Origin of the sequence: Pseudomonas serbica (genome assembly GCF_028823535.1) — a bacterium.
GTDB classification, from domain to species: Bacteria; Pseudomonadota; Gammaproteobacteria; order Pseudomonadales; family Pseudomonadaceae; genus Aquipseudomonas; species Aquipseudomonas serbica.
The window spans coordinates 40041-62908 of record NZ_JAQIYM010000023.1 but is presented as its reverse complement, the minus strand read 5'-3'; the positions used below and the strand labels follow the sequence as shown (position 1 = coordinate 62908).

The following is a 22868-nucleotide window of genomic DNA, read 5'->3' as shown; positions in this document are numbered from 1 at the left end:
CCCCGGTTGCGGGGCCTGCGATCATTCCGAAAAAGTGTCTGAAGCCTTTGCGTTCAGTGCACTCAAGGAATGGGTGGATTGTTCCAACGTTGCACGGTGACGATCATGTGGCCCTCGCCGGTCAGGGATTTCCCTGCGTCGTCGACGGCGGCGATCACCTTGAGGTTGCCGGCATTGTTGGTGGACATTTTGCGCGCCGGGTTCGGCCCGGCATCGCCCGGGGTGAACACGCCAGTGTCGGCTTGCATGGTGCCGGCGAACTTGACGTCTTCGTCTTCCTTGGCCCGGTCGTCAAAGGCCTCGACCTTCCACTGCGCCGGGAACACGCCGATGCGATACGGCTTGCCGTCAGCGCCCTTGCCCCAGGCTTCGGCGTCGAAACGGCCCTGGACTTTCGGCGTTGAACCGCCGCCCTCGCCGATCCGCGCGACCGAAAACTCCGGTATGACTTTGACCGAGGCGATCTTGCTGTACACCGACAGGCTCGGGCCTTTCAGCGTGCCGACACTGACCGCGCGCAAGCCCGGCTGGGCATTGGCGGCGGCCTTGAGCTTGACTTTGATCTGCTCCGGGCTCTGCGAGACGACCTCAACCACTTCCACGCCTTTGCCAAAATTCGGCTTGCCGGTCAGGCCGCTGCCGATCAGGGTGACTTCGGTTTCGCTGCCGGCCTTCACATAACCTGGCTGCACCGCCAGCAAACGCTGGGAGCCCTGCTTGGCGGCGACGAAGTCCAGGCCGCGTTCATCGTGCTCGGCCTCGAACATCCGGCCCTGCATCGCATTGCCCTGGGCGGCGAACACTTGGCGCATGGTCACGCCGTCGATGGTGACGTTGCCGCGCCATTCGTAGCCGGTGTAGAGAATCGCGCTGCCGTCACCGTTGAACGGCGTACCGTCGGCATATTGGCCCTTGACGCTGACCTTGAAGGTGTCGCTGCCGTCGGCAGTCACGCTCATCACACCGGCCAGTTCGCCTTTGCCCGGCAGATGACCGCTGAAGCTCCAGTCACCCACCAGCGCCTCGCTTTTCGGCGCGGTGCTCAGCCATTTTTTCCAGGCCGGGTTGTCCAGCGGATAGCGCTTGGCCAACAGCGGCACCATCTCTTTACGGGCAATATCGAACCAGTCGCGGTCGCGGGACAGCGCCTGATACTCCAGCGACGGCCACTGGCCGAGGTGGAAGTTCACCAGGCGCTCCCATTCCTGGGCCGGACGCCGTTGCAGTGCCACCCGTGCACCGGAGTGGCAGCGGCCGCACATCTGGCTGGTCTGGTCGTCGAACTGCTCGACAGTGTTGAGCCGGCGCTCCATGGCATAACGCACGCCGTCAGTCTCGCTCGGCGCCAGGCCCTGGGTGTCGGCCAGGTACTTGACCAGCGTCCGACGGTCTTCATCACTGATCTGCAGACCGTGCATGACCTGCATCCTCGCGATGCTCATCAGCCAGCCTTCCGGCGTCTTGCGCTGATGGCTGATGCGGCTCAGGGCGTTATCGGCTTCAGGGGTGTGACAGCCCTGGCAGGTTTCCTTGAGGATGGTCTGGGCGTCGCGGGCTGCCAGGCTGTGAGGCGAATGCAGGGCTAAACAAGCCGCTACGGCCAGCAGGCTGGCGCTCATGCCTGAACGGAGTTTTCTCTTCATCAACGTCGAACCTCGCACGGTGCTTTCTTATTTTTGTGGCTTATCGTTTTTTGGGTTTCTGCCGCCGGCGGCAAGCCGCTGACGGAGGCAGGAGAAACGTCTGCGATGAGCAATACATGGAGCGTGCCAGCTTGTGAATATCCAGCTAAATCAATTACTTGTTGGCAAAAACCAGGGTTTTTCCAGGGGCGTCATCCGCGTTACACGTTTAAATTCGCGACAACTGTTTCACTCTGAGACAAGCATAGCCCTCTGTAGGAGCTGGCTTGCCAGCGAAGGCGGCCTGAAAATGAAAGGTGATCTCAAGGGCCTCTTCGCTGGCAAGCCAGCTCCTGCAGGGGTGTTTCTGGTGTCTCACGCAGTCGCAATCTGCGACGATTGTCGACGTCATGGCGATCCGGGAAACAGCTGCCGAACCCGTCAAATCAAGCGCTAGCTGCGAAAAACCACAACTGGCACAGCCATTGCGAAAGACCTCGCCACACGAACAAGACGAGGTTTCATCATGTCGCTTCCCAACCTGCTTCCCGCCACTTCGGCCTTCATCCAGCGCGCCCCACGCATGCTCATCAAGGGCGACTGGGTCGAGGCCGCCGATGGCCAGACCATGCCCCTGCACAACCCGGCCACCGGCGAAGTGCTGTGCGTGGTGCCGCGCGCCACGCCGGAAGATGTCGACCGGGCCGTCCTCGCCGCCCGCCAGGCGTTCGATGATTCGGCCTGGACCCGCACCCGCCCCCGGGAGCGGCAGAACCTGTTGTGGAAACTGGCCGACCTGATGCAGCGCGATGCCGAGCTGCTGGCGCAACTGGAATGCCTGAACAACGGTAAAAGCGCGGCTGTGGCGCAGGTGATGGATGTGCAGTTGGCCATCGACTTCCTGCGCTACATGGCCGGTTGGGCGACCAAGATCGAGGGTTCCACGGTCGATGTGTCGGCGCCGCTGATGCCTAACGACCAGTTCCACAGTTTCATCCGTCGCGAAGCGGTGGGCGTGGTCGGCGCCATCGTCGCCTGGAACTTCCCGTTGCTGCTGGCCTGCTGGAAACTCGGCCCGGCCCTGGCCACCGGCTGCACCGTGGTGCTCAAACCCGCCGACGAAACCCCGCTCACCGCACTGAAACTCGCCGAGCTGGTACTGGAAGCCGGTTACCCCGAGGGTGTGTTCAACGTGGTCACCGGCACCGGCATCACCGCCGGCTCCGCCCTGACCCACAACCCGCTGGTGGACAAGCTGACCTTCACCGGCTCGACCGCCGTGGGCAAGCAGATCGGCAAGATCGCCATGGATTCCATGACCCGGGTGACCCTGGAACTGGGCGGCAAATCGCCGACCATCGTGATGGCCGACGCCGACCTGAAAACCGCCGCGGCCGGGGCCGCCAGCGCGATCTTCTTCAACCAGGGCCAGGTCTGCTGCGCAGGCTCCAGGCTGTATGTGCAGCGCAAGCATTTCGACAATGTGGTGGCGGACATCGCCGGCATCGCCAACGCCATGAAACTGGGCAATGGCCTGGACCCGAGCGTCGACATGGGCCCGTTGATCTCGGCCCGTCAGCAGGAGCGCGTCTACGGCTACATCGAAAAGGGCCGCGAAAGCGGGGCGACCATCGCCTGCGGTGGCGAGCAGTTCGGCCCTGGCTTTTTCGTCAAGCCGACGGTGATCGTCGACGTCGATCAGAAACACTCGCTGGTGCAGGAAGAAATCTTCGGCCCGGTGCTGGTGGCGATTCCCTTCGACGACGAAGCCGATGCGCTGCGCATGGCCAATGACAGTCCTTACGGGCTGGGCGCGAGCATCTGGTCCAATGACCTGGCGGCGGTGCACCGGATGATCCCGCGGATCAAGTCCGGTTCAGTGTGGGTCAACTGCCACAGTGCCCTGGACCCGGCGCTGCCCTTTGGCGGCTACAAGATGTCGGGGGTCGGGCGCGAAATGGGGTATGCGGCGATCGAGCATTACACTGAGTTGAAGTCGGTGTTGATCAAGTTGTAAGCCTGTCAGGCCGCCTTCGCGAGCAAGCCCGCTCCCACAGTTGGAATGCATTCCAACTGTGGGAGCGGGCTTGCTCGCGAAGAGGCCGGCCCTGCCAATGCAAAGGTCAGGGTTTGTACCCCTGCCCCAACAACCAACTCCTGACCATCCGCCCCTGCTCCACCGTCAATCCTCCCAGCGCCTTCTCAGCCGGCTCACTCCGCAACCGCCGCACCAACGGCGCCAACTCCACCCCCTGCACATGCCAGATCCCCAAGGGCTGATCCGCCGTGATCACCACCTCGGCCTCATCGACAAAGCCATCCCGCAACACCGGCGCCCGCTCGATCCGCAACACACTGAAATCCGCTTCGGCATGGGCCACCTCTGCATCCGGCCATTGCCGCCGCGCCTGCCAGAACGGCTGCTCAAGCCAGCGCTGCTCATCGGCATAAAAATCCCGGCCAATGCGCGCGAACCGCAAAAACAACTGCTCCACCCGCTGCTGATGAAAGCGCTGGGCCAGCGCCGCCCGTTCGGGTTTGCGCAACAAGGTGTTGATCACCGCCGACGCCTGCAGCGCCGAGGACAGGGATTGAAAGACACCGTTGCCCGACAGCGGGTCCACCGCCATCGCCGCGTCGCCGACCCGAATCCAGTTATCTGCACACACCTGCGGGCTGAGGATTGCCGTGCTGCTACGAGCGTGCAACTGCAGATCCGCTTCCACTTCTCCAGCGAAAAATGCCTGGGCGACCGCCGATGCCTGGCGCCGCTGCCGACAGTATTCGAGTAACTGCGCCTTACCCGGCAACCCGGCACTGGCCACGTCCACCGTCCATTGCCAGTAGCACTGACCGTCGTCCCGTCGCGCCATCCAGGCCCAGCCATCTTCGAGGCTTTCCACAGCGCTTGCAGTGATGCCCGGCGTGCCTTGCCAGCGATTGAGCAGGCTGACCGTCTCCGGCCCGCGCAGGCCTTTGCCCAAGGCCGGCGCCTGACGCCCGCGGGCTTCCACCAGAAAATCCGCGGTCAGCACTTCCCGGCCTTCGATCTGGACCTGATGCCCGTCTGATGACGATTGAACGCCCAGCACCCGGCCTTCGATCAGCGTCACGCCGGCCGCGCGCAAGTCTTCGCGCAGGCCCCGGTCAAAGGTCGGGCGGTCCAGCAGGAATTCAACGTTTTGCGCATGTTGCTGGCCGTTCCAGTGCACCTGCCGCTGGGAAGGCAACGTCGCATCTGCCAGGGCCTGATGTAGCCCAGCACCACGCATCGCCTCCAACACCCGCACGGAGACGCCTTCCAGCGCAGCAAACCGGCGCCATTCGCTGACCAGCGTGACCGCGTAACCCAAGCGTCGCAGTCCCAGCGCCACCGCCGAGCCCGCCGGGCCTGCGCCCAGAATCACAATCATGGTCCGACGCGCCTTTCAGGGCCGCGATAGCGGGCGTTCTGCCGCAGATAGTCGAGGACTTGCTCATTGTTCGCATCAGGTTGTGCCACGAGAAACGCCGCGATGTGCCCGCTCAACGCCGCGCAGCCGAGGCTGGCCCCCGATTGCCCGGGATAGGTGCCGTGCACGCAGGCACCGAAATCCGCCTGGGCACTGTCGAGCCACGACCATTCGAGTTCAGCGCAGCGCGCATCGCCGGTCACCCGCAGTACCTGGGGATAATTGGCCGGAAACACGCCTTCGCCCTGGGCCGGGCTGGACGCGCAAAGCAGCACGCCCCGCGCCACCGCCGCCGCGCAGGCGTTGCGCAACAGGCTGCGATCCTGGCGCAAGCCCAGGCTCAGGTTGATCACGCGCACGTCTTGCGCCACCAGCCAGTCGATGGCCGTGGCGATCTGCAAGGCGCTGGTCACCCCGCGCTGGTCGAACACCTGCGCCACGCAAAACAGCGCCGCGGGCGCGCGCCGACCGATGGCTTCGATCACCGCGCTGCCATGGCCCAGGGGATCGTCACGCAGGTCGCTTTCGGTAAGCCCGTCTTCCACCAGGGAAAAACGCCGGCCGGCGATCACCTGCACCCGTTGCGCCGTCGAGTGACCGCTGTCCACTACACCTATGAGCAGCTCAGGCTTCATGCAGCACCGTTTTCGACACCAGCACGCCATCGAGCAATTCAAAGCGCAGGTCGGCATCGGCCAGGGTCGAGGGGCGATGGCTGATGAGGATGCGCGTACGCCCGGCAAACAGCCGGTCGATGGCTTCGATCACTTCGCGCTCGGTGGCTTCGTCCACCGCCGAGGTGGCTTCGTCGAGCACCAGGATCAACGGATCCTGCAACAAGGCGCGAGCAATGGCGATGCGTTGTTTCTGCCCGCCGGACAACTGCTGGCCGCGCTCCCCCAACGGGCTGTCGAGGCCCTCGGGCAAGGTCGCGATCAGGCTGTCGAGTTGCGCCAGCCGCGCCACTTCGGCAATCGCCTCACGGCTGGCATCCGGCACGGCGTAGGCCAGGTTGTCGGCCAGACTGCCGCGAAACAGCACGATGTCCTGGCTGACCACGGCGATGCGTCGACGCAACTGGAACAGGTCCAGCTCGCGCAGATCGACTTCACCGAGCAACACCCGCCCGGACTGTGGATCGTGGTGGCGTTGCAGCAGGTCGATCAGCGTGGATTTACCGACGCCAGAGCCGCCGCTCAGGGCGACTTTCAGCCCATAGGGAATGCATGCCTCGATGCCGCGCAAGGTGGTCGTCCGACCGGGATGACTGAAGTGCACATCGTCGAATCGCAGATCGCCCGAGATCGGCATCGGCTGTGGCGTGGTGGGCGTGAGCACGGTCGGTTGTTCGCCGCGCAATTCCATCACACGCCCGAGGCTGACGGTCATCCGCTGCACCGCCACATAGAGCCCGAGCAAACTCTGCACCGGCCCCACAGCCATGCCCAGGTAAGTGGAAAACGCGATCAAGGCACCCAGCTGCCAGGTGCCCTGCACCACCCAATAACCACCAATCAGGAACGCACAGGCCCGCGACAGCGACGTCAGCGTGCCCGGCACGGCCTGTGTGAAAAATTCGGTGACCTGCAGGCGCAGCAACTGGCTCATGTAGCCCTGGCCCAGACTTTCCAGACGTCGCGCTTCGCGCTGTTGCTGGCCGGCGGACTGGATGAACTTCATCACCGGCAGCGTCTCGACCATGAACGACGACATGTCCGCCGAGCGTTCGCGCAACTGCCGCACATCGCGCTCGACCTTGCGCCGCATCCAGCGCAGCCAGAGCACGTCGAGGGGAATCAGCACCAACGCCAGCAGCGACAGTTTCCACGACAGGGTCAGCAGCATCGCCACGGCCACCACCAGGCCGATCACGCTCGACACCGCCGAGAACAACGAATCCACGGCAAAGCGCTGGATCTCCGCCACGTCGCCATCCAGGCGCGACATCAGGTCGCCGATGCGCCGCTGGCCGTAGAAGCTCGGCGACAGGGTCTGCAGGTGCCGATACAGGTCATCGCGCAGGGCAAACAGCATGCGCCCGGACAGGCGCGTGTGCAGGTAGCGGTTGATCCCGGACAACGCCGTGCCCAGCAAGCCGGCGACAATCATCAACCCGGCAATCAGCACCAGCATCGGGAAGTTGCGCGCCAGCAGGCCATCGTCGATCAACAGCTTGGTCAGCCACGGCTGCACCAGCACCAGCGCCGAAGCGCAAACCGACAGGCCCAGCAGCCCGGCAATCGCCAAGCGATGTGGCCGCACAAAGCTGTACAGCCAGCGCAACGCCGCTAGCAGGGCTTCAGGGTTCTGGCTGTCGATCAGCCGCACGATCAAGCGCTGCATCACGAGCGCAACTGTTTGAGCTTGCGATACAGGGTCGCGCGGCTGATGCCCAGGGCGTCGGCCGCCGCCGAGACGTTGCCCTGGTGGCTGTCCAGGGATTGACGGATCATCTCCAGTTCGTTTTCGCGAATGCTGCCGGCCTGGGGCCGCTCGCTGGCGTTGAGCTCGTCGAGCATGCTGTCGGGCAAATGATCGAGGGTCAGCACGCTGTCCCCCGGTTCGCGCATGGCCAGCGCGGTACGCAGGACCATCTCCAGCTGGCGGATGTTGCCCGGCCAGTGATAGCCCTCGAGCAAGCGGTTCAAGTCGTCGTGCAGGACCACGTTCGGCGCGTCGAGCCTGGCCAGCAGACGGCCGACCAGTGCGCTGAAATCCTCGCGTTCACGCAATGCCGGGAGCATCACGCTGATGCCGTTGACGCGGTAGAACAGGTCCTCGCGAAAGTGCTTGTCTTCCACCAGGCGCTTGAGGTCGCGGTGGGTGGCGCAGATCAGCGCGACGTCGATGTCCTGCTCTTCGCCGGCACCCAGTGGCGCCACCTTGCGGTCCTGCAGCACGCGCAGCAATCGGGCCTGCAAGGCCAGCGGCATGTCGCCGATTTCATCGAGGAACAAGGTGCCGCCGTGGGCCTGTTGCAGGCGCCCGACCATGCCGCCCCGGCGCGAACCGGTGAACGCGCCTTCGCGGTAGCCGAACAGTTCCGACTCGATCAGGCCTTCGGGGATCGCCGCGCAATTGACCGCGACGAAAGGTTTGTCGCAACGGCTGCCGGCCATGTGCAAGGCGCGGGCGATGACTTCCTTGCCGGTACCGGTTTCACCCAGCAGCAACACCGGCAACTGGTTGGCCAGGCCTTGGCGGGCCATGCGCAGGGCGCGGGCATAACGGGCATTGCTGCCGGCCAGGGATTCCAGGTCGGGCTGGTTTTTCGACGGTTTCGCGACGGTGCGTGGCGGGCTGCCGACGTTGATCGAGCGTTGCGGCGCACGCAGGGTCTTATAGAAGAATTCGCCCTTGGCGGTCTGCAGGCTGCCGACGCCGCCCTGATGCAGGCGTGCCAGCAATTGCAGGCCATCGACCCCGAGAAACTCTTCGCAGCGCCGACCGACCAGCGCCGCACGTTCGGCATGCAACAGCTGACAGGCCTGGGCGCTGACCGCGAGAATCTGCCCGCCCAGGCTCACCGCCAACAGGCCCTGCCACGGCGATTCGAGGTACTGGCGGCGACTGTGGAAGGCCAGGACGATTTCGTCCGGATAGCTTGCGTTGAAGACGCGGCTTTCGATCTGGCTGACAGCCATGGCCAGCAGCGCGGTGCTGTCGTGGGCACGGCCCAGCGGGCCTTCGCGAGTCAGGTCGAGCACGCCGAGGATGTCGCCCTGGGGGCAATGGATCGGCACCGAGGTGCAGGAAAAATCACTGAGGCGATCCAGGTAGTGTTCGCCGCAATCGATCAGGGTTGGCCGGGCTTCGACCAGGGCGGTGCCGAGGGCGTTGGTGCCGCGCACCGCTTCGCTCCAGCAGGCGCCGAGGGTGATGTCTTGCAGGCCACTGCCCTTGAGGCGGTCGGCGCGGCCTTCGACGGCGAGAATGGTGGCGTCGGAGTTGGCGAGGATGATCAGCCCTTCCTTGCCCTGGCGTTCGGCCAGGTAATCGATCGCCGGCAACGCCGCATCGATCAGCAGACGATTGCTCGCCAGCAACACCTCGACGCTGGCACTCGATTCCAGCGCCAACTCATGCTTGGCATTGAAATGCACGCCATGGCTGAGGCTGCGCCGCCAGGAAGCATCGATTTCCGCACGCAGGACGCCGTCCGGGACTTCGCCTTCCAGATGCAGTTTTTCCCGGGCCAGCCGGGCTTCGCGATGCAGTTTGGGGGAGTTTGTTTTTATTAGCGTCATCAAGCGCTCCGGGTCGTCCGCCCTTGCGCCTTTTATACGTCGGCGCCCTGCCGCAATCTTTACGTTAACGTAAGGGCGATGGCAAGTGCCGTAGGGCGCTTGTGTTCCGGCAGGTGGGACCGCGTTATCGTTCATCGCTGGCAAGCCAGCGCCTACAGGTTCAGCGTCGTACACAAATTTGCGGTTTAGCGCGGACACTGTGGGAGCGGGCTTGCCCGCGATAACGATAGACCAGACACCAAAAATCGCAGATCTGTTAACCCTCTGGACTCACAAAAAACGCCCGCGCGCTATCTTCCGTCAACTCAACAGGCGAGCACGAACAACTGCTCCAACACCCGCAACAATCGATCATCCTCTCCCGCGGCACCCATCACCTGCAGCCCCACCGGCATCCCCCTCACCTGCCCCACCGGCAGGCTGATCGCAGGCAGGCCGGTGAGGTTCCAGGCACTGGTGTAGCTGAGCACCGCGGCGCGCACGTCGATGTCCTGCCCGCCGACCCGGACCTCGCGGGCATCCACCGCTGTCGCGGTGATCGGCACGCTGGGCGAGACCAGCAAGTCATAGCGCTCGAACAATTGCGCCATTTCTGCCTTGAATCGGGCCTGGGCAGCCTGTGCGCGGATGTATTGCCAGCCCCTGACTTCACGGGACAATTCGAGGCGCTCGCGTACCTCCTGCTCGAACGTGTGCGGTGCATCCCGCATGCGTTCGGCATGCACCTCGAAAGCCTCGGCGCGTTGCAGCACCAACAAGGTGTCTTTCATGGCGGCCGCCAGCGGCTGCAGTTCGGCTGTCTTCACCAGGGCCTCGCCGAACAGCTGCTGCGCGGCCTGGTAGACCTGCCGATCCAGTTCGGCGTCGACCGGGCCGAAGCTGCCGCTGGTGATCCAGCCGACCCGTAGCGGCCGAGAATATGTCCTCGGCGCACAGGCCCGCCCCGCCACCACTTCGAACAGCAGGCGCGCGTCCTCGATGTGGTTGGCGATCGGGCCTACGTGGTCGAGGCTCGACGCCAGCGGGAACACGCCGTCCAGCGGCACGCTGGCAAACGAGGGCTTGAACCCGACCGCCCCGCACAACGCCGCCGGAATCCGGATCGAGCCGCCGGTGTCGGTGCCCAGCGCCAGCGGCACCATGCCGCTGGCCACTGCCGCGGCGCTGCCGGCGCTGGAGCCGCCGGTGATGCAGGCGGTATCCCACGGGTTGCGCGCCGCGCCCTGCAGCGAACGGTCGCCGGTCGGGCCGTAGGCGAATTCGTGGGTCAGGGTCTTGCCGACGATCACCGCCCCGGCCTTGCGCAGTCGTTGCACGCACAGCGCATCGCAGCTCGGCTGGAAGCCTTCGAAATGCGCCGAGCCATAGGTGGTGATGTAGTCGACCGTGTCGATGTTGTCTTTGACCGCCACCGGTATGCCGTGTAGCGGGCCCAGGTCCAGGCCCTGGGCGAATAGTTCGTCGGCCTTGCGCGCCTGGGCCAGTGCCACCGGCGCATCGACCTGGACGAAGGCGTTCAGGGTCGGGTTCAACCGCTCGATGCTGTCCAGGGCCGCTTGCGTCAGCTCGACGCAGGTCAAGCTGCCAGCGCGCAGGCCCTCGGCCAGCGCGACGACCGATTGCGCATAAAAATATCCAAGGTGAGTGGGCTTAGCCAGGCTCATACAAACGACTCCATCAAACCGCTGCGGGTATAGGGGAAGGGGCAACCTGGCGGCCGCCCGGGCGCACCATCAGCATCGCGCTCATGCCGACGGCCGTGGCCACCGCCGCCGCCACGAACATCGACGAGTAGCCGTAGCGCATGGTCAGGTAGCCGGTCAGCATTGGCGCGATGAACGACGCAGTGTTGGCGATGAAATGGGTCATGCCGCTATAGGCGCCAACCCGATTGGACGGCGCGGTGTCGATCACCACGGCCCAGTAGACCGAGTTGGGCAGCGCGTTGAGGGCGTTGGCCAGGGTCATCAGGGCGATCACGCCCCACACCGTCTCGGCCTGCGAGACCAGGATGAAGCACAGCGTGGTCAACAACAGGCTGGTCGCGGCCAGCCAGCTGCGCGCCACCTTGAGGTTGCCGGTGCGGCGTAGCAGCAGGTCGGAGATCTTGCCGCCCAGCAGCACGGTGAAGCAGGCGCCGGTCCACGGAATCATGCCCATGTACCACAGCGACGACAGGTTGTAGTGGAACTCGTCCTGCAGGTACTTGGGGGTCCAGGTCAGCAGCAGGAACGTCACGTAGACGAACGAGAAATAACCGACCGCGTTGAGCAGCAGGTCCTTGTTCTTGAAGAAATGCCACACCGGCGCAACGCTGCTGGTTGGCGTCGAGGCATTGGCGGCCGCGGCGCGTTCCTGGCGCAGGAAGTCGCGCTCGGCCTTGGACACCCGTGGGTTCTCGTCCGGGGTGTTGGTGAAGCGCGTCATGAAGAAAATCAACAGCGCCAGGCTGACCACGCCGAGTACCACGAACATGCTGCGCCAGTCGCCGGTCAGGGTTTGCAGGCCGACCGCCACCGGGGCCGTCAGCAGCGCGCCCAGCGGTGTGCTGAGCAGCCCCACCGAGACTACGAAGCCACGCTCCTTGGGCGTGGCCCAGTTGGCCACGCTCTTGTTGATCACCGAGTAGGCCGGGCCTTCGGCAAAGCCGAACAGCACGCGGATGGTGGCGAAACCGGCCATGGCCGAGCCGCCCATGAAGGCCAGCCCGAGGTCACCGGCAAACGCGGTGGCGATCTCGAAGATCGACCAAGTGGCCCCCGCAATCAACCAGATGCGCTTGGCGCCAAAACGGTCGGCCAGGATGCCGCCGATCAACGCACCGAGGATGTAGCCGTAACCGAAGTAACCCAGCACCTTGCCCCAGTCGGCCTTGTCGAAACCGTACTCGGGAAGAATGCTGGCCGAGGCATAGGAAATCGCGCCGCGATCAATGTAATTGAGCAGCGCCATCAGCATGATCAGGAAGAAAATCTGGTAGCGGAAAGACGGAATAGCGGGGCTGTTCATAGGATCTGACTCTTCAAAAATGATTGGCAGAAGTCAAAAAGTCGGCCGCGTCCGGCGTATTTTTATTGTCTTACCCAAACGTTTGGGTTGACGAAATGTAGTCATGGGAAAAGTTTTAGTCAATCGTTTGGGTAAAGGTTTATTTTCGGGGCGACGCTTCGATTGAGGTAGAATCGCGCGCTGAATAATGGACGGTTGGAAGCCCCCCAGACATGCCGAATCAATCTCGCCCCGCCACCCTGAAGTCCATGGCGAATGCACTGGGGTTGCACGTTTCCACGGTGTCACGGGTGCTCAATGGCGACCCGACCGGGGTTGAGCGAGCGGCATCGGCCGAGGTGGTGGCGCGCATCCGCGCCTTGGCCAAGGAGCTGGACTATCGGCCGAACACCCAGGCCTCCAACTTGAAATTGCGCAAGAGCCAGGAAATCTGCGTGCTCATGCCGCGCCTTACTGACCTGGTGATGGCGACCATTTATGACAGCATCGACAGCGCCGCCGAACAGGCCGGCTACCTCACCTTCGTGTCCAATACCGACGACCAGCAGCCACGCCAGATGGCCCGTGCCGAACACGCCTTGCGCCGCTCGGTGGCCGGGCTGATCGTCGGTGACTCCCACGTCGGTGAAACCCAGCCCCTGCTCGACCTGCTGGCGCGCAAGCACATCCCCTACGTGCTGGTCAGCCGGCAGATTGCCGGACACCTGACGGCGGCCAGCGACGACGAACTGGGCGGCTGGCTGGCGGCCGAGCACCTGTATCGACTGGGCTGTCGCGACGTGGCGATTCTCGCGGGCGAACGGCATGCGTCCACCGGCGCTGATCGCACCCGCGGCTTCATCCGCTACTACCGCGAGCAAGGCCTCAGCCTGCGCCCGGAGTGGATCCTCAATGGTCCTTTTGACAGCCACACCGGCCACCAGCAAGGCGAATACCTGCTGGGACTCAACCCGCGCCCGCAAGCATTTTTTGCGGTCAACGACTTCCTCGCCATTGGCCTGATGGGCGCCGCCCGCGACAAAGGCCTGCAGCCGGGCAAGGACATAGCCGTGGTCGGCTACAACGACATCCCCCTGGCCAACGAGCTGATCGTGCCCCTGACCAGCGTGCGCCTGCCGCTGGCACAGATGGGCCGGCATGCGGTTGAGCTGCTGCTCAAGCGCATCAATGGTGAGAGCGTCGAGTCGATCATCCTGACGCCGCAGTTGCAGGTGCGGGCGAGTTCCTCGTTGTCACAGCCTGCGATCTTTTAAGGCGGATCAATCTGATCCAGCACCCGATTCGCCGTGATCTCCGCCAGCATGATGCTGTTGCTGGTACCCAGCAGCGCATGGCGCGACCCACCGTCCAGTTGGTCCACTGCATGACAGATGCGCGCACAATCGGAGTTTTTCGCCGGGCTGCTAAACCCGATCACTGATGGGCAGTGACACGAATCAAGTTACCGAGCGACCCCCAAGGCGCACAAGCCGGCGGACTCTGGAGTAACCGTAGGCAACGACGCAAGACGCTGTGGCTTTCGGGACGTAACCTGGTGGGCGTTCAAACATGCTGCAAATTGCTCGCGAAAACCCTGCCAATAGCGACGGAACGCACATCCAACAGCATTCTGTCAGATTCCTGAAAGCTTGAGGGCATCACCAAGACTCCCGAAGCTGAGACCCTCAACGACCTCAATCACTCAGCAAAACTCAACCCCTCCCCCACCCACCCCTCTGCATCACCTCAACAATAATCGGCACCGGCGTCATCAAATGGCTACGCATCATGCTGCTCGCCCGAACGGCATCCCGAGCCAAAATCGCCTCAACCAATGCCGCATGCTCCTGACGCTTCAACGCCAGCGCTTCCTCGGAGAACACCGTTTGCGTCAACCACAAGTGCCGATAGCGCTCAGCCTGGTCGAACAGGTAGGTGCGCGCCTGCAGTAGATGCCGGGAGCCGCAGCCTGCGGCGATGGCGCTGTGGAAGGCCTTGTGGCGTTCGTCCCAGACGTCGAGCACTTTCTCGCGAGTGGTTACGTCCATGACTTTGGACAGGGTGTGGGACTGGGCGAGGATCTGGGCTTCCCAGGCGTCATCGCCGCGTTCGATGGCCAGGCCGACGATCATGGCTTCGAGGTTGGCGCGGGCGTCGTAGATGTCCTGCATTTCGGCCAGTGACATGGGGGCGACCCGGTAGCCTTTCTGGCTGATGACCACCACCAGGTGTTCGGCCACCAGTTGTGACAGCGCCTCGCGCAGCGGGCCGACCCCCAGGTCGTAACGCTCCTTGAGCCCGCTCATAAGCAGTTTTTCACCGGGCTTGAAGGTGCCGCGGATGATGTCCAGTTTGAGCCGCTCATACCCACTGAACGCGGAGTTGAGCCTGGGGGTGGGGCTGTCCAAGGTGCTGCTCCAAACGTGCCAAACCCCCATCATACCCAAACATCTATCGATCGAAAAACAATCGACGATTATCTACTTTGTCGCTTATTCATTAAAATGTAGACATTTTTATCTTATGCCGATATTTTCCCTCTTGCCAGATCCAGACACACCGCTGGAAGGCGCCCTTCATTCCCTGCTGCCCCGGAGTTGCCATGAACGCCTTTACGCAAATTCAGGACCTTGTGCTGCCATTGCCATCGGAAACCAAGGGTTTCACCCTGTCCCCTTCTAGCCAGTCGCCGCGCCTGCTTGAGCTGAAATTCCCCAGGGAAACGGTCGATGCGTTCATCGAGGCGGTGGCGCAATGGCCGGTGCAGGCTTTGGAGTACAAGTCGTTTCTGCGCTTCCGGGTCGCTCAGATCCTTGACGAGTTGTGTGAAGGCACCCTGCGCCCGGTGTTGATCAACACCATCCTCGATCGCGCCACTGGCGGCATGCTGATCACCCCTGAAGGGCTGGACGACGTGTCCCAGGCCGATGACATGGTCAAGTTCTCCTCGGCGGTGGCCCACCTGATCGGCCGCTCCAACTTCGATGCCATGAGCGGCCAGTTCTACGCGCGTTTTGTGGTGGTCAACACGGACAGCTCCGACAGCTACCTGCGCCAGCCCCACCGGGTGATGGAGTTGCACAACGACGGCACCTTCGTCCAGGAGCGTACCGACTACGTGATGATGATGAAGATCGACGAGCAGAACATGGAGGGCGGCAACTCCCTGCTGCTGCACCTGGATGACTGGGAAGACCTGCAGCATTACTACCGCCACCCACTGGCCCGCCGTGAAATGCGCTTCACCGCACCACCGAGCAAGAACGTGCGTGAAGACGTGTTCCACGCCGTGTTCGACAACGATGCGCAAGGCCGCCCGACCATGCGCTACATCGACCAGTTCGTGCAGCCGAGGGATTTCGAGGAAGGCATCTGGCTGAACGCGATGAGCGAATCCCTGGAAGGCAGTGCGCGCAAACTCTCGGTACCGGTACCGGTCGGCAGCTTCGTGCTGGTCAACAACATGTTCTGGCTGCACGGCCGTGACCGCTTCATCGCCCACCAAGGCCTGCGTCGCGAGCTGATGCGCCAGCGTGGTTACATCAGTTACCAGAAAACCTTGTACCAGCGCGGCCAGTAAGGTCTGCCAGGCGTGACGGTGCTACCTATAAAAACCTAATCCAGGCGGTGCAAGCGAATGGCTGTGTACGACTTCATCATCATCGGCGGCGGCATCGTGGGCATGTCCACGGCCATGCAACTGGCGCAGGTTTACCCGGAGGCCAAGATCCTCCTGCTGGAGAAAGAGTCCGGCCTGGCCCGGCACCAGACCGGCCACAACAGTGGCGTGATCCACGCCGGCGTCTACTACACCCCGGGCAGCCTGAAGGCGCGTTTCTGCCTGGAAGGCAACAAGGCCACCAAGGCCTTCTGCAACAAACACGGCATCCCGTACGACGAGTGCGGCAAGCTGCTGGTGGCCACCAACGAGCTGGAAATGGAGCGCATGCGCGCACTGTGGGAGCGCACCGCCGCAAATGGCATCAAGCGTGACTGGCTGACGGCCGCCGAACTACGTGAGCGTGAGCCGAACATCGTCGGCCTGGGCGGTATCTTCGTGCCCTCCAGCGGCATCGTGAACTACGCCAAGGTCACTGAGGCCATGGGCCGCGAGTTCGAGGCTGCCGGGGGTGAGATCCGCTACAACAGCGAAGTGGTCGCCATCGACGAGCGTGCGGACGAGGTGGTGGTGCGCAGCAAAGACCAGCAGCACCGCGGGCGTTTCCTCATCACCTGTTCGGGGCTGATGGCCGACCGTGTGGTGCGCATGCTCGGGGTCACGCCGAACTTCATCATCTGCCCGTTCCGGGGCGAGTATTACCTGCTGCCCAAGCAGCACAACCAGATCGTCAACCACCTGATCTATCCGATCCCGGACCCGTCCATGCCGTTCCTCGGCGTGCACCTGACGCGCATGATCGACGGCACCGTCACCGTCGGCCCCAACGCGGTGCTGGCGATGAAGCGCGAGGGCTATCGCAAGACCGATTTCTCGCTGTCGGACATGGTCGAGACCCTGACCACCCCGGGCATTCTCAAGGTGCTGAAGAACAACCTGCGCCCGGGCCTGATCGAGATGAAAAATTCGCTGTTCAAGGGCGGCTACCTCAGGCAGGTGCAGAAGTATTGCCCGGGCATCGACAAGCGCGACCTCACTCCCTACCCCGCCGGTGTGCGCGCCCAGGCGGTGTCGCTGGACGGCAAATTGATCGACGACTTCCTGTTCGTCAACACCGCCCGCAGCGTCAGCGTCTGCAATGCCCCGTCGCCTGCCGCGACCTCCGCCATCCCGATCGGCGCCTACATCGTCGACAAGGTCCGCGAACAGCTGGCCAGCACCGGCGCCAGTTTCGTCAAACCCGCCAACCCGACCCGGTCCGCCCCTGGAGCGGCCTGCGTCGCCACCCGATAAGAGGAATCAAGCGTGCAACTCAAGGATCCGCAACTGTTCCGCCAGCAAGCCTATATCGACGGTGCCTGGGTCGATGCCGACAACGGCCAGACCCTCAAGGTCAACAACCCGGCCACCGGTGAGATCATCGGCAGCGTGCCGAAGATGGGCGCCAGCGAGACCCGCCGAGCCATCGAAGCCGCCGACAAGGCGTTGCCGGCCTGGCGAGCCCTGACCGCCAAGGAGCGCGCCAACAAGCTGCGCAAGTGGTTCGACCTGATGCTGGCCAACCAGGAAGACCTGGCCCGCCTGATGACCCTCGAACAGGGCAAGCCGCTGAGCGAATCCCGTGGCGAAATCGCTTACGCCGCCTCCTTCCTGGAGTGGTTCGGCGAAGAAGCCAAGCGCGTCTATGGCGACATGATTCCCGGTCACCAGGCCGACAAGCGCCTGATGGTGCTCAAGCAACCGATCGGTGTCACCGCGGCCATCACGCCGTGGAACTTCCCGTCGGCGATGATCACCCGCAAGGCCGGCCCGGCCCTGGCCGCCGGTTGCACCATGGTCCTCAAGCCGGCCTCGCAAACGCCCTACTCGGCCCTCGCCCTGGCGGAACTGGCCGAGCGCGCCGGCATTCCCAAAGGCGTGTTCAGCGTGGTCACCGGCAGTGCCGGCGAAGTCGGCGCCGAGCTGACCGGCAACCCGCTGGTGCGCAAACTGAGCTTCACCGGCTCCACCGAGATCGGCCGCCAGCTGATGGTCGAGTGCGCAAAAGACATCAAGAAAGTCTCCCTGGAACTGGGCGGCAACGCGCCCTTCATCGTCTTCGATGACGCCGACCTGGACGCCGCGGTCGAGGGCGCGCTGGTCTCCAAGTATCGCAACAACGGCCAAACCTGTGTCTGCGCCAACCGCCTGTACATCCAAGACGGTGTCTACGACGCCTTCGTCGTTAAGCTCACCGCGGCCGTGGCCCGGTTGAACATCGGCAACGGCCTGGAAAACGGCGTCACCACTGGCCCCCTGATCGACGCCAAGGCCATGGCCAAGGTCCAGGAACACATCGACGATGCCGTCAGCAAAGGTGCGCGCGTGGTCGCAGGCGGCAAGCCGCACGCCTTGGGCGGGACCTTCTTCGAGCCGACAGTGCTGGTGGATGTGCCGCGCAACGCCGCCGTCGCCCGGGAAGAAACCTTCGGCCCGCTGGCACCGCTGTTCCGCTTCAACGACGAAGCCGATGTGATCGCCATGGCCAACGACACCGAGTTCGGCCTGGCGTCCTATTTCTACGCCCGCGACCTGAGCCGAGTGTTCCGGGTCGGTGAAGCGCTGGAGTATGGCATCGTCGGCGTCAACACCGGGATCATCTCCAACGAAGTGGCGCCGTTCGGTGGCATCAAGGCTTCGGGCCTGGGCCGCGAAGGGTCGAAATACGGCATCGAGGACTACCTGGAAATCAAGTACCTGTGCATCGGCCTCTGAGTAACCTGGCCGGGTAACACCTGACGCCCCGCTTGCGGGGCGTCGCTGTTTTCACGGGTTCGGCTCGGTCAACAGCGCGTGGAGCATGCGCGCCATCATCCTCGGCGTGTCCTCCTCGGTGAGGTAGCCGGGTTTTTCCAGGAGTATGGCCCGTGGCAGTACCGACCAGGTCTGGTACACCAGAAACTCGGCCTTTTCCCGATTCTTCACCTTGATTTCATCGGCGAAGCGTTTCATCAAGGCCGAACTGGCCGTGGCAGTCCAGAGTTGTTTGGCCTTGACCACATCCAGCCGCACCAGCTCGTCATAGTGGGTGGAGCGCACGCTGAAGGCCGGGTCGTAGAGGGTTTTCTTGTGGTGGGCGGCCAGCACGGCGCGCAAGGCCAGCAGAATCCCGTCCATCAGGCTGGTGCCCGGCGGCAGCGCCATGATGTCGGCGTACAGGCCGATGCGCGCTTCGGTGCGGTAGTCATCGAATATCGCCGCGATCAACGACTCCATGGTCGGGAAATACTCGTAGATCGAGCTGATCGCCACCCCCGAGTCTTCGGCCAGGCGCATCGCGCTCAAGGCATCGCGCCCCTCGCTTTCGAGAATCTGCCGACCAGCCTGCTTCACGGCCGTGACCAGGGCGATCGAGCGCGCCTGGCGCGGTTCCTTGCGGGGCTGGGCCGGGATATCGACCTGCACGCCCGGCTTGTCAGAGGTGGGTTTGATCATGCTGTGCGCTCCAGAATGCTGCTCAACGCCACTGCGGCAGAACCACAAGCAGCACTCTGGAGTATGACCGAGCCGGCGCGCTTAGTCAGCGAGCCTGGCGAGTGCACGACGCACCGTGGGTGGGATGGGCACCGAGCGGTTGCTGGCGCGGTCGACGTACACATAGACGACATGGGTCGCGGCCGACGCCAGCTGTTCATCGTTGCGAAACAGCGCCAGCTCGTAGCGGGCGCTGCTGGTGCCCAGGCGGGATATTTTCATGCCGACCGTGATCACGTCAGGGAAGCCCATGGACGCAAAGTAGTCGCACCCGGAATTGACGATCAAGCCGATCACCGGGCTCCTGGCGATGTCTAGGGTGCCCTGCTCGACCAGGAACGCCGTGATCGCTGACTCGCAATAGGAGTAATAGACCACGTTGTTCACATGCCCATAGGCGTCATTGTCACCGAAGCGCGTCGGCACCTGGCTGAAATGGCGGAACTCGTCCCGGCACGGGCGCCTGGTCTTGTGGCTCATAGGATCTCCCGGTAGATCGCGCGCACATCGGCCAGGCTCAGTTCCCGGGGATTGTTGCCGAGCAGGCGCTGTTGTTTCATCGCATCGGTTGCCAGCGCCTCGATGTCGGACTCGACGATGCCCAGGTCACGCAAGCGGGTCGCCAGGCCCAGTTCACCGGCAAGGGAGCCGAGGTAGTTGGCCAGGGTCGAGGCTTTTTCCCTATCGTGACCCTGGATGCCAGGCAGGACGATATCGGCCAGTTGCGCATACAGCGGCGCCACCGTCTCGAGGTTGAAGCGCATCACCGGCCCCAGTACCAGGGCGTTGGACAGGCCGTGGGGGATATGGAAACGGGCGCCGAGGGGATACGCCAGGGCGTGCACCGCCGCCACCGGCGCGTTGGCGAAAGCCATGCCCGCCAGGCAGGCACCAAGCAACATGTTCTCCCGCGCCTGCAGGTTGGTTCCGTCGACGCAGGCCTGGAACAGGCTGCCGGACAACAGGCGCAGCGCCTCCCGAGCCAGGCAATCGGAGATTGGGTTCTTCAGGTTTTTGGTGGTATAGGCCTCGATGGCATGGACCATGGCATCGATACCGGTCGCCGCCGTGACGTGCGCGGGCAGGCCAAGGGTCTGCCCGGCGTCGAGCACCGCCAGGTCAGGCAACAGCATCGGCGAGTAGACCACGTTCTTCTCACCGGCACCGGTGGTCACCACCGACACCGAGGTCACTTCCGAACCGGTCCCCGCAGTGGTCGGCACCAGGATCAGTGGGAGGCGCGGGCCCTTGGCCTGGTCGATGCCATACACCTGGGTCAGGGACTCGCCACTGCGCGCCAGCAGCGCGGCCAGCTTGGCGGCATCCAGCGAACTGCCACCACCGAGCCCCACCACGCAGTCAGCGTTACAGGCTTTGGCCGCATCCACCGCGGCGAGGATCACCGACTCCGGCGGGTCGGCCTGGACCTGGGAAAACACGCTGACAGCGATCTCTTGGCTTTCGAGGCCTTTGAGCACCGCCTCCAGCAGTCCGGCGGCGATAACCCCGGCATCGGTCACCAGCAGCACCGACTTGCAACCCCTGGCACGAACATGCTCGGCGAGCCGGGTCGAGGCACCGCGTTCGATGATCATTGATGGCGTGGTCTGAAATACCATTTTCAACATGGAAGCCTCACGAATAGGTGAAATGCACCGGGTTTTTCTGGCGATTGCAAAGCACTGGCTGCCTCATAAACAGCGGTCTGAGTGGCAGCCCAGTGCCCCGTCGACAGGGCTGAGAGAGACCGAGTGTATGCCAGCAAACCGGCTGTTCCCGACTGAAATCCGCTGCCCCGTGCCGAATCCGGAATGACCTCCACCGGCATCACAAAACTTCATTTTTTCTCTATATATTTCAACAACTTAAGCCATATCAGCAAATACCGGAATCCGGAACAAAAACCGACTCGGCCTCCCCATACTTGAGCCACACCCTCCCCCCGGCCTCGCCGGTTCCCCACTAGTCGAGTAGCGAGCCAGACAATGCCCACTGCACAACTGTCGATAGAACAAAAAACCCAGCAGCTGCTGAACAACCCGGCAGAGTTGGTCAACTATTCCCAGCACGCCTGGAACCATTTGCCCCGCGCGGAAATCGACGCGCTGCAGCTCAATGCCCTCAAGCAACGCTTCGCCGAACTGCGCGAGCGCATCCCGGTCCTCAAGAAACTCGCCGACGCCCAGGGCGTGGACAAGATCGAACAACTCGACGACGTGGTGCCGCTGCTGTTCGAACACACCGTCTACAAGTCCTACCCGCCATCGTTGCTGGAAAAACGCAGCTTCGCCCAGATCAACAAGTGGCTGGGCAAGCTGGTGACGCCGGAGGTGGCAGAGGCCATCGCCGCGGTCAATGTCAGCGATTGCCAGGGCCTGGACGACTGGTTCGAAACCATGGACGAAGGCGTGCCGCAACTGCGCATCAGCCACACCTCGGGCACGTCCGGCACCCTGTCGTTCCTGCCCCAGGGCGTGCACGAGTGGGACAAGTTCGCGCAACTGCGCAAGATGATGGTGTGGAACATGGACGGCCCGGACACCCCGGAACCCAACCTGCACACCATCTACCCCTACTACCGCAAGGGTTACCTGAGCCATGTGCGCGTCCACGCGGCGATGATTCCGGCGCTGTTGCCCCACGAATCGCATTTCCATGCGGCGTACCCGACCACCCTCAGCACCGACGTGCTGCACCTGGGCGCCAAGCTGCGCGCGGCACAGGCCAAGGGCACCCTCGATCGCCTGGTGATCAGCCCGGAACTGCTGGAAAAGAAAAAGGCGTTCGACCAGTTGCAGGCCGAGATGCCCCAGCACCTGGCCACCTTCTTCGATCACATGTCGACCCAGCTCAAGGGCCAGCGCGTGTACATCGGCGCCACCTGGAACCTGCTCCACAGCATGGCCAAGGCCGGCCTTGAGCGCGGCCTGGAAGGCGTCTTTCACCCTGAGTCGTTCGTGCACACCGCCGGTGGCGGCAAGGGCGTGGTGCAACCCGAAGGCTGGCGCGAAGACGTGCTGCGCTTTACCGGTGCCAAGACCCTCAACGAATCCTATGCCATGTCCGAGATCGTCGGCGGTGCCCATGCCGTTTGCGAAGAGGGCCATTTCCACTTCGCCCCCACCGTCATCCCTTACCTGCTCGACCCGCAGACCAGCAAGCCGCTGCCGCGCCATGGTCGCGTGACGGGCCGTGCGGCGTTCTTCGACCTCGGCGCGGAAATCCGTTGGGGCGGTTTCATCACCGGCGACGAGATCACCGTCGAATGGGACAAGCCCTGCGCCTGTGGTCGGCCGAGTTGCTACGTAGTCGGGCCGATCCAGCGTTACAGCGAACTCAATGGCGGCGACGACAAGATCACCTGCGCCGCCACCGAAGACTCCCATCGTCAGGCGATGGATTTCCTGAACACATTAGAGGGTTAACC

Annotated in this window: 17 protein-coding genes and 1 pseudogene; 6 read left to right on the top strand and 12 right to left on the bottom strand. The window is 63.5% G+C overall.

The window, feature by feature from the left end:
• Positions 1-62 precede the first annotated feature (62 nt).
• A complete protein-coding gene (peaA, locus tag NQL71_RS28180; protein WP_274643693.1) occupies positions 63-1643 on the bottom strand; it encodes a quinohemoprotein amine dehydrogenase subunit alpha in 1581 nt (526 codons plus the stop codon).
• Positions 1644-2148: 505 nt separating this feature from the next.
• Here peaA and NQL71_RS28175 point away from each other — a divergent pair.
• Positions 2149-3639 (top strand): aldehyde dehydrogenase family protein, encoded by a 1491-nt coding sequence (locus NQL71_RS28175; RefSeq protein WP_046817793.1) that lies wholly within the window; start codon positions 2149-2151, stop codon positions 3637-3639.
• Positions 3640-3745: 106 nt separating this feature from the next.
• Here NQL71_RS28175 and qhpG read toward each other — a convergent pair whose 3' ends face one another.
• The 6 genes from qhpG to NQL71_RS28145 all read right to left on the bottom strand — a co-directional run bounded on the left by qhpG (position 3746) and on the right by NQL71_RS28145 (position 12330).
• Positions 3746-5035, bottom strand: a complete 1290-nt coding sequence (gene qhpG / locus NQL71_RS28170) for a flavin-dependent monooxygenase QhpG (RefSeq protein ID WP_274643692.1) — start codon at positions 5033-5035, stop codon at positions 3746-3748.
• Positions 5032-5709 carry a subtilisin-like serine protease QhpE gene (gene qhpE / locus NQL71_RS28165; protein ID WP_274643691.1) on the bottom strand — a complete coding sequence of 226 codons (678 nt, stop codon included), beginning with the start codon at positions 5707-5709 and terminating at the stop codon, positions 5032-5034. Before qhpE ends, qhpG begins: the two co-directional genes overlap by 4 nt.
• Entirely contained in the window at positions 5699-7417 is a 1719-nt protein-coding gene (locus tag NQL71_RS28160; protein WP_166620794.1) for an ABC transporter ATP-binding protein, read from the bottom strand. Before NQL71_RS28160 ends, qhpE begins: the two co-directional genes overlap by 11 nt.
• On the bottom strand, positions 7417-9321 hold the full coding sequence (locus tag NQL71_RS28155) for a sigma-54-dependent Fis family transcriptional regulator (RefSeq protein WP_046817789.1): 1905 nt from the start codon (positions 9319-9321) through the stop codon (positions 7417-7419). The genes NQL71_RS28160 and NQL71_RS28155 overlap by 1 nt, the downstream gene beginning before the upstream one ends.
• 305 nt (positions 9322-9626) lie before the next feature.
• Positions 9627-10985: an amidase gene (locus NQL71_RS28150; protein ID WP_274643690.1), complete on the bottom strand. Its 1359-nt coding sequence runs from the start codon at positions 10983-10985 to the stop codon at positions 9627-9629.
• A 13-nt stretch (positions 10986-10998) separates the two neighbouring features.
• Complete coding sequence (locus NQL71_RS28145) at positions 10999-12330, bottom strand: MFS transporter (RefSeq protein WP_046817787.1); 1332 nt, start codon at positions 12328-12330, stop codon at positions 10999-11001.
• Between the two features lie 212 nt (positions 12331-12542).
• Here NQL71_RS28145 and NQL71_RS28140 point away from each other — a divergent pair, with 212 nt between their 5' ends.
• Positions 12543-13583, top strand: a complete 1041-nt coding sequence (locus NQL71_RS28140) for a LacI family DNA-binding transcriptional regulator (RefSeq protein WP_046817786.1) — start codon at positions 12543-12545, stop codon at positions 13581-13583.
• Here NQL71_RS28140 and NQL71_RS36905 read toward each other — a convergent pair.
• Together NQL71_RS36905 and csiR are read right to left on the bottom strand one after the other, a co-directional pair.
• Positions 13580-13690: pseudogene (locus tag NQL71_RS36905) on the bottom strand (DUF6124 family protein); the annotation flags it as partial. The gene NQL71_RS28140 and the pseudogene NQL71_RS36905 overlap by 4 nt on opposite strands.
• A gap of 331 nt (positions 13691-14021) precedes the next feature.
• Positions 14022-14717 carry a DNA-binding transcriptional regulator CsiR gene (gene csiR / locus NQL71_RS28135; RefSeq protein WP_046817900.1) on the bottom strand — a complete coding sequence of 232 codons (696 nt, stop codon included), beginning with the start codon at positions 14715-14717 and terminating at the stop codon, positions 14022-14024.
• A gap of 194 nt (positions 14718-14911) precedes the next feature.
• Between csiR and glaH the strand changes: the two genes are divergently transcribed.
• The 3 genes from glaH to gabD all read left to right on the top strand — a co-directional run bounded on the left by glaH (position 14912) and on the right by gabD (position 18682).
• Positions 14912-15889, top strand: coding sequence for a glutarate dioxygenase GlaH (gene glaH / locus NQL71_RS28130; protein WP_274643689.1), 978 nt, complete (start codon positions 14912-14914; stop codon positions 15887-15889).
• 63 nt (positions 15890-15952) lie between these two features.
• On the top strand, positions 15953-17221 hold the full coding sequence (gene lhgD / locus NQL71_RS28125; RefSeq protein WP_274643695.1) for an L-2-hydroxyglutarate dehydrogenase: 1269 nt from the start codon (positions 15953-15955) through the stop codon (positions 17219-17221).
• A gap of 12 nt (positions 17222-17233) precedes the next feature.
• Positions 17234-18682 carry an NADP-dependent succinate-semialdehyde dehydrogenase gene (gene gabD, locus NQL71_RS28120; RefSeq protein WP_248687913.1) on the top strand — a complete coding sequence of 483 codons (1449 nt, stop codon included), beginning with the start codon at positions 17234-17236 and terminating at the stop codon, positions 18680-18682.
• 51 nt (positions 18683-18733) lie between these two features.
• Here gabD and NQL71_RS28115 read toward each other — a convergent pair whose 3' ends face one another.
• The 3 genes from NQL71_RS28115 to NQL71_RS28105 all read right to left on the bottom strand — a co-directional run bounded on the left by NQL71_RS28115 (position 18734) and on the right by NQL71_RS28105 (position 21069).
• Entirely contained in the window at positions 18734-19402 is a 669-nt protein-coding gene (locus tag NQL71_RS28115) for a TetR/AcrR family transcriptional regulator (protein ID WP_046817783.1), read from the bottom strand.
• A gap of 81 nt (positions 19403-19483) precedes the next feature.
• Positions 19484-19921 carry an acyl-CoA thioesterase gene (locus NQL71_RS28110; RefSeq protein ID WP_046817782.1) on the bottom strand — a complete coding sequence of 146 codons (438 nt, stop codon included), beginning with the start codon at positions 19919-19921 and terminating at the stop codon, positions 19484-19486.
• Positions 19918-21069: an iron-containing alcohol dehydrogenase gene (locus NQL71_RS28105; protein WP_274643688.1), complete on the bottom strand. Its 1152-nt coding sequence runs from the start codon at positions 21067-21069 to the stop codon at positions 19918-19920. Before NQL71_RS28105 ends, NQL71_RS28110 begins: the two co-directional genes overlap by 4 nt.
• 357 nt (positions 21070-21426) lie before the next feature.
• Here NQL71_RS28105 and NQL71_RS28100 point away from each other — a divergent pair, with 357 nt between their 5' ends.
• A complete protein-coding gene (locus NQL71_RS28100; protein ID WP_077186233.1) occupies positions 21427-22866 on the top strand; it encodes a phenylacetate--CoA ligase family protein in 1440 nt (479 codons plus the stop codon).
• Positions 22867-22868: the final 2 nt, after the last annotated feature.

Bases quoted from the DNA above. Each gene is read 5' to 3' on its own strand.
- NQL71_RS28160 (WP_166620794.1), bottom strand. From the start codon at position 7,417: ATGCAGCGCTTGATCGTGCGGCTGATCGACAGCCAGAACCCTGAAGCC.
- NQL71_RS28110 (WP_046817782.1), bottom strand. From the start codon at position 19,921: ATGAGCCACAAGACCAGGCGCCCGTGCCGGGACGAGTTCCGCCATTTC.
- qhpG (WP_274643692.1), bottom strand. From the start codon at position 5,035: ATGATTGTGATTCTGGGCGCAGGCCCGGCGGGCTCGGCGGTGGCGCTG.
- NQL71_RS28100 (WP_077186233.1), top strand. From the start codon at position 21,427: ATGCCCACTGCACAACTGTCGATAGAACAAAAAACCCAGCAGCTGCTG.
- NQL71_RS28155 (WP_046817789.1), bottom strand. From the start codon at position 9,321: ATGACGCTAATAAAAACAAACTCCCCCAAACTGCATCGCGAAGCCCGG.
- NQL71_RS28105 (WP_274643688.1), bottom strand. From the start codon at position 21,069: ATGTTGAAAATGGTATTTCAGACCACGCCATCAATGATCATCGAACGC.
- glaH (WP_274643689.1), top strand. From the start codon at position 14,912: ATGAACGCCTTTACGCAAATTCAGGACCTTGTGCTGCCATTGCCATCG.
- NQL71_RS28140 (WP_046817786.1), top strand. From the start codon at position 12,543: ATGCCGAATCAATCTCGCCCCGCCACCCTGAAGTCCATGGCGAATGCA.
- NQL71_RS28115 (WP_046817783.1), bottom strand. From the start codon at position 19,402: ATGATCAAACCCACCTCTGACAAGCCGGGCGTGCAGGTCGATATCCCG.
- peaA (WP_274643693.1), bottom strand. From the start codon at position 1,643: ATGAAGAGAAAACTCCGTTCAGGCATGAGCGCCAGCCTGCTGGCCGTA.
- qhpE (WP_274643691.1), bottom strand. From the start codon at position 5,709: ATGAAGCCTGAGCTGCTCATAGGTGTAGTGGACAGCGGTCACTCGACG.
- NQL71_RS28150 (WP_274643690.1), bottom strand. From the start codon at position 10,985: ATGAGCCTGGCTAAGCCCACTCACCTTGGATATTTTTATGCGCAATCG.
- NQL71_RS28145 (WP_046817787.1), bottom strand. From the start codon at position 12,330: ATGAACAGCCCCGCTATTCCGTCTTTCCGCTACCAGATTTTCTTCCTG.
- NQL71_RS28175 (WP_046817793.1), top strand. From the start codon at position 2,149: ATGTCGCTTCCCAACCTGCTTCCCGCCACTTCGGCCTTCATCCAGCGC.